The organism is Cysteiniphilum marinum (genome assembly GCF_014857925.1).
In the GTDB taxonomy this organism is placed as follows: Bacteria; Pseudomonadota; Gammaproteobacteria; order Francisellales; family Francisellaceae; genus Caedibacter; species Caedibacter marinus.
Genome location: NZ_JACYVZ010000064.1, coordinates 1 through 5,914, shown reverse-complemented (window position 1 = coordinate 5,914; position 5,914 = coordinate 1). Strand labels below are relative to the sequence as shown.

General features: G+C 35.0%; 6 protein-coding genes. 1 reads left to right on the top strand and 5 read right to left on the bottom strand.

All coding sequences use genetic code 11. From position 1 onward, the window contains the following. Positions 1-621: 621 nt before the first annotated feature. The gene (locus IE867_RS13925) at positions 622-1,809 is read right to left on the bottom strand and encodes a DUF7168 domain-containing protein (protein WP_192485314.1); all 1,188 of its coding nucleotides are present in this window, start codon (positions 1,807-1,809) and stop codon (positions 622-624) included. 206 nt (positions 1,810-2,015) lie between these two features. Between IE867_RS13925 and IE867_RS13920 the strand changes: the two genes are divergently transcribed. After that, a complete protein-coding gene (locus tag IE867_RS13920; protein WP_192485313.1) occupies positions 2,016-2,990 on the top strand; it encodes a hypothetical protein in 975 nt (324 codons plus the stop codon). Between the two features lie 24 nt (positions 2,991-3,014). Here IE867_RS13920 and IE867_RS13915 read toward each other — a convergent pair whose 3' ends face one another. From IE867_RS13915 to IE867_RS13900, 4 genes are all read right to left on the bottom strand, one after another. Beyond that, positions 3,015-3,764 carry a DUF7168 domain-containing protein gene (locus IE867_RS13915; protein ID WP_192485312.1) on the bottom strand — a complete coding sequence of 250 codons (750 nt, stop codon included), beginning with the start codon at positions 3,762-3,764 and terminating at the stop codon, positions 3,015-3,017. 13 nt (positions 3,765-3,777) lie between these two features. Continuing rightward, a complete protein-coding gene (locus IE867_RS13910; RefSeq protein ID WP_192485311.1) occupies positions 3,778-3,936 on the bottom strand; it encodes a hypothetical protein in 159 nt (52 codons plus the stop codon). A 33-nt stretch (positions 3,937-3,969) separates the two neighbouring features. Then, positions 3,970-4,242 (bottom strand): hypothetical protein, encoded by a 273-nt coding sequence (locus IE867_RS13905; protein ID WP_192485310.1) that lies wholly within the window; start codon positions 4,240-4,242, stop codon positions 3,970-3,972. 147 nt (positions 4,243-4,389) lie between these two features. Continuing rightward, positions 4,390-5,334, bottom strand: coding sequence for an Rpn family recombination-promoting nuclease/putative transposase (locus IE867_RS13900; protein ID WP_192485309.1), 945 nt, complete (start codon positions 5,332-5,334; stop codon positions 4,390-4,392). Positions 5,335-5,914 lie beyond the last annotated feature (580 nt).

Here is a 5,914-nt window from a genome sequence, read left to right as displayed (position 1 = left end):
TTTACAGGGTCAATACGCCCTAAATTAACGATCCAATCTATCATCTATCTGCTCCAACCAAGTTAATATTATACACTTGATTAGAATTAAACCGGTGAGCTGTAGATTTAATCATCTCATCTCCTTTTGTTATGGATTAGACAACAGCCAGAGAACATTTGCCCAGCGGACAAAAGCCCGCTGGCTAATACAATGATCACACAATAATTAATGTGTGACATTCAATTGTTAAACATCACGACTATACCTAAGCAGGGTATAGGCATCATCAATAGCACTTTATAGTTACTCCAGTTATTTACACTGACTCTTCACTACAAAACACATAAGCTACTCAAGCAATGCAAGGTCTTCACTTATATGATTTACTACCGTTATTTTCAAAGACTTAAGTTATGATGCATGCTGTATATTCGTTAACCTCATATACAACACCTTAAATCTTCCCCTTTATACATACGATTACTTGAGTTCATCGCAGCTACAACCAAAGCTTTTCATGTATAACTGGATTGGTTTATATGGTTGTCATCGACTTGATCATAGCAAATCAAACCGATCGGAGTGAAGAGGAAAAAGCCAAAAAAATGAAAGTTTTTTAAATGTATAAGACTGGGGAAATTAAAAGCGATTTAGGAAACGGTAATGCTTATCTTCATAATCACACAATGCTTTATGATCTGTTTCTGTTCCCATGCCGATATAAGCATCAAGATATTCAAGTTGTTTGGCAAAACTATACATAAATTGGTTGCATCTTAAAGTCTTGTTACGGGGGGTTAATCGATGGTGCAGTGACTTATGATGTTGTTCCCTAATTTCACTAAATAGCTGATAAAGATAATCAAATAGCATTTTGGATAATTGAGCATTGTATGGCATGCCAATAAACATTACTGCATGCTCATGATGATACATGCCAGGTTCAAAATAAATTTCCTGAGTATTCAGCCAGACAGAAACACATTTGGCCAACAGACTGCCATAATAGTAATACTTATTCTTATCAACTTTAACCTTGTCTGTCTCAATGATTTGAGCAGATTTATTATATTGAGTGATTGAACGGTCATGCGCTATCTTTTTGACAAGTTTGTTGATGGCATGACTAATGGCTGAAATATCCGATTTGCTATCAACATCACAAAAGCTCTCGGCAATAGCAAGCTCAAGTTTTCTCATGTCACCTTTAAAGTATCGCCGCAATTGATCTTCTCGATGTGATGGCTTGTCCATGTATTCCAGAGCATCAATATTAGAGGCTTCATTTTCTAGCAATATGCCAAGCAGTGTATTGCTGTCAGTATCATTCTTTTGAGCAAGCTCGGTTAATTGAGAGATATTCTCTGCAGATAATTGTGTTTCATTAGTAGTTTCTGTTGTACCAGAGACATGTTTAGTTACAATTTTAATAGGTGGCTTTGATTCTATAGGGGGTACTGGTGCACTATCTTTTGTTTTCTGATAGTTCTTGATGAGCTGATTGATCATTTCTTCATTAGATGGATTGCCTAGCTCTCCTTTTAAAGATTGCAATGCTTTAATCGTATCCTTGTCAGTCACTTTAAAATTATAAGGTGTATGCTTTTTATGATACTCCCGTTGGTATACTGCATTACGTACACGCTTAAAATCATCTGCATCAAGATGCTCTTTAATGAAATTATTTAAAGCCTCTGTTTCATGAATTGCCATAAGATGCTCTGCAAGCTCAGAAATTGGCATCCCCGCTTTAGAATCTATCCGGTCAGCATTAATTGCATTAAGAATGCACTCATAGTAATTTATAAATTGATCATCTGTAATCATCTATGCAAAGCCATTTATAAAATGTATTAGGATATAAGATGCAATATATAATATATTTCATTGATTTTAAAGTGAGAGTTGACACTCGGTTAAAGAATTGGGCCAAAATTCCCTGTTGAGGTAACAAGTTATAAAAACAACTTGAGGGCATATATTAAATATGATTTGATAATATTTAAATTAGTAAGACGAATTTCAATTGAGCAATGGCAAAACCTAAAAAGAAAATATTAGTACATCATATTAATTATTTCTTGGACTATTTTCAACGAGCCATTTCATTGGGTAAGATTACGGCTGATGATAAAATGCTAGAAAGTTTAAAAATGCTTTCTACAGAGTCATCACAAGCAGATGTTCAATACTGGATAGATCAATATCTTACCGATGATCAATGGAAGCGTTTTATTATGGCCTATCAACAAAGGCAGCATGCACAAAGGCATGATAAAGCGATTATTAAGGTAGGCAAGGATTTACATGAGAAGCTTATGAAATGCTGTGATATTAGTAATAAATCATTAGCTAAGTTACTGGAAGATTATGTTGATAGCGATTTAAGAAGTCATGCTTACCGTGAAGAGCAGCTCAAGAAAGAAGCAGCCAAGGCGGAAAAAGAAAAACAAATCGTCCCATGTAATGACCGAAAAATAGGTAAAATCTTTAAAGAGAGCTTTAGTGGCACCTATGATTTTTATGATGCGCGTAATGATATAGAGACTTTTCATGAGGACTTGTTAAAAGAGTCCATGCTTACTACAGAATTTAACTTTGATCAAATTGTCCAAAGTAAAGCAGTGACAACGACATTTAAAGCATCCATTTTTTACGCTGATGAAATTGGTCATTATGTTGCTTCATGCTTTGGCACTGTCTTGGTCTCCTTAACAAGACGTTTCCCAAAAAGAGAGAGTATGCTGATATTTGCAGGTATGAAATATAACGTTGAAGCCAGCCATCGTGCTTTAAAAGAAATGCTGCGGACATTGAGACTGCAACGCAGTAATTATGCAGACACCTTGAGTAAGCGTATTAGGCCAAAAACAAGGCAAGATCGATTAAGTGAATTTACTTATGAGTTGAAATCAGGTCTTTATAATCCAAGGAATAAAATTGCGTTATCCCGTGAAGATTATAAGCGTGCTAAACAATATGTTCTCGATTTTTGGGAGGTCAAATAAATAGGCTAGGATAAAGATAGAGTTTTATAACCAGTTAACAATCAGTGGTAGCCCGTTGAGTTTATTCTCTCGTTCGGCAAGCTGCTCAATCGTTTGTCCAGTTTTTTTATGATAATGCTCGGCAAACTCTTTACCTGTCATTTCTTGATCAGTGGCTTTTGCAAATAGCTGTAATAGTTTTAAAATATCTTTATTATACTGGTGCTCGTCATCGCTTGTTTTGAAGTGCTTTGAGATATATTGATTAATTCGCTCGAAGTTGTCACCAGTAAGTGCAGTGGGATTAAGGTGTGAAGATAGTTGTGCTATCCAGTTATGTACAAATCCATTAACTTCACGCTGCTTGGGTGCGATATTAACTTCTTCAATGGTTGAGGCAATATATTCTTTGCGAACCTCTTTAATAAATTCAATCAACTTATTTAGAGACACGTAACAGGCGTGAGCATCTCCTTGATAACCAACAAAAGAAAAGGCGTAAGATGGCTTACTGCCTTTGTTATGAATCTTTAATGGCTTTGTACCATAAATGCTTGCAACACCGAGAACAACAGGTTTTAAATCAGTCGCTAAGCTCTTTGATATTTTAATAAAATCAGAGTGTACTATTTCATCATCGCCATTATCCACTAACCCTTCTTTTGACAAAGAAAATTCAAAAAAAGAAATAGTGCGCGCAATCATTTGAGGAGGCATACAACAATGTAAGTCTTTAAAGTAATTAACTGCGTGTTCTTCGATTTTTTGCTTATAACTTTTTTCAACTAGTTGCATAATTTACCATAATTCATTCGTTACAATTGGCTCTTTCATTTTTCAGGTTGCTAATAGATGCTAGTGGCACATCCATTACTTTAGCAATGACAGACAATGGTACACCAATTTTTGACATTGCTATAGCTTCCTGTAACTTCTGTTCATCGGTTAGACCTTGATTTGCATCCATTGCATGGCTCCTTATTTTAATTTTTAACTGGTACTATCGTATTGGCTCCCACCTCTCGACTTTTAGTTCAATATCTTTGTGATAGCCATTTTCAGATTTAAGATCCTCTATCCAATCAACAACAGCATGGTGTAAATCCATAGTTTCTTTGGCTTGTTTAAGATTACTTAATCCAACTTTAATTGAGCAGCGCTCAATATAGATATTTGCGTCATCTGGCTTCGTAAACTTACATCGAAGATGACAAAGCCACGCTGTTATTTTACCTGATTTATTTCGTGTCTTAGTTTTCTTTTTATTTGCCAAAAATAGTAACCTGACTAACGTTCAAATCTATATTATATATAAGTTTGATTGAAAATGATATTACCTAGAATTATGTGTAGTACTGTTTAATAAGCAAAACAGTGATTTCCTGTTTTGCGACCACGATCGTGGTTAAAAAATGGGAATTTAGTGTTGCGTATTATTGTCCATTTCTTTTCGTAGCTTTAGTAAAGAATCAAGATCAAGACCAGTTGCTTTTGCTATTTGCTCCACAGATAAGTTCATAGTAAACAAGTTTCTTGCAGTATCTTGTTTCCCTTTTAATTCGCCTCGTTCTACAAGTTGTTGTGCTGCTGTCATGACGAAAATTTCCTCTTCATTTAAGGTTTCTTTATACTCTTTAATCATAATGTCTGCTGATGTTTCCCATGATCGCAATGCATACATCCACCAGTCACGTCTTAATTCAATTTTAGTGCATTTTTGCAATCCATGCATTAAGTTTTTGATGACATTATCATCAACCTGTTCATCAAAGGTATGCTTTAATGCAATTTCAAGCCCAGATATCTCACCATGATCCAGCAGCTCTTCATCAGCTGATTGCCGGTAATCAATCAAGATTGGCTTTAGAAAATACTTTTGCGCTAATTCCTGGTGCTCAAAATTTTCAATAATATCAGTTGGATAAGGGTATGGTGAAGGCTTGCCGTGATATGCAAGAAAACTTACAACTAAAGGGTATTTGTCTGGTTTTTCAGTTTCAACAAAATCTTTAAGTGCTGATATATCATATAATGCATTACGCAAAGGATAATGCTTATCTGGTGTGCTTTGATGCTCACTATGGGCAATTAACAATACTTCGGCATCGTCATATGTTTCGCAACTATACACGATATCGCCGATTTCTTCTTTTAACTGCTCAAATAGCTTTGCATCTTTATCGGGGTCAATATTGTATTGCAGTATGATAAGGTTACGAATAAACGCACCACTCATTTGTCTTAATTTCAGGGTTGAAAAATTAAGCTTCTTCTTAATGTCCTCTGGCAAATAAATTTCACATGCCACTTTAAACATATTTGGATCTGAGAAAGCTTTACGAAATTGTAGGTCATGAGCACCCATAGGCTTGCCTTAGTGATTATGAAATCGATCAGTTATGATGAATATCATATTATCACGAATGAGCAGTGTAATCATAAAAAATAGATAAGGTTATAGAAGCTAATCAATATTAGGATATAAGATTGATTGTTATATTTTATTAAACATGCTGCGTATATCGTTGCAATAAGGCCTAAGCGTTTTACTATCATAATAATACCAACTGCCAGAGTCGTGAGACGTTGGTGAGTTAAAGTGAATTTGGTCTAATTGTATTATGGCGATAGTATATTACTCTGTTTCTTCAACTTTTTTCTTAAGCGCTTCTTTGCCAAAGGGAACGGTTGCTGAAGGCACAAGCATAATCATCTCTTCATGGAAGCAAAGTTTATATAAATCGGTAATCATTTGTTTATAGTCAATATCTGTAGCAATGCCTTGTTGTTTTTTATCGATATAGTTAGATGATATTTCGGCTCAATCCTTATTTCCGTTGGACGGGTTAAATCTGTTATAATTTTGTGATATTAACTTAAACCGAAAGAACTTAAAATGCTCACGAAATTGGATATGGTATTACCTGTTGAATTGCTTGGTTTAT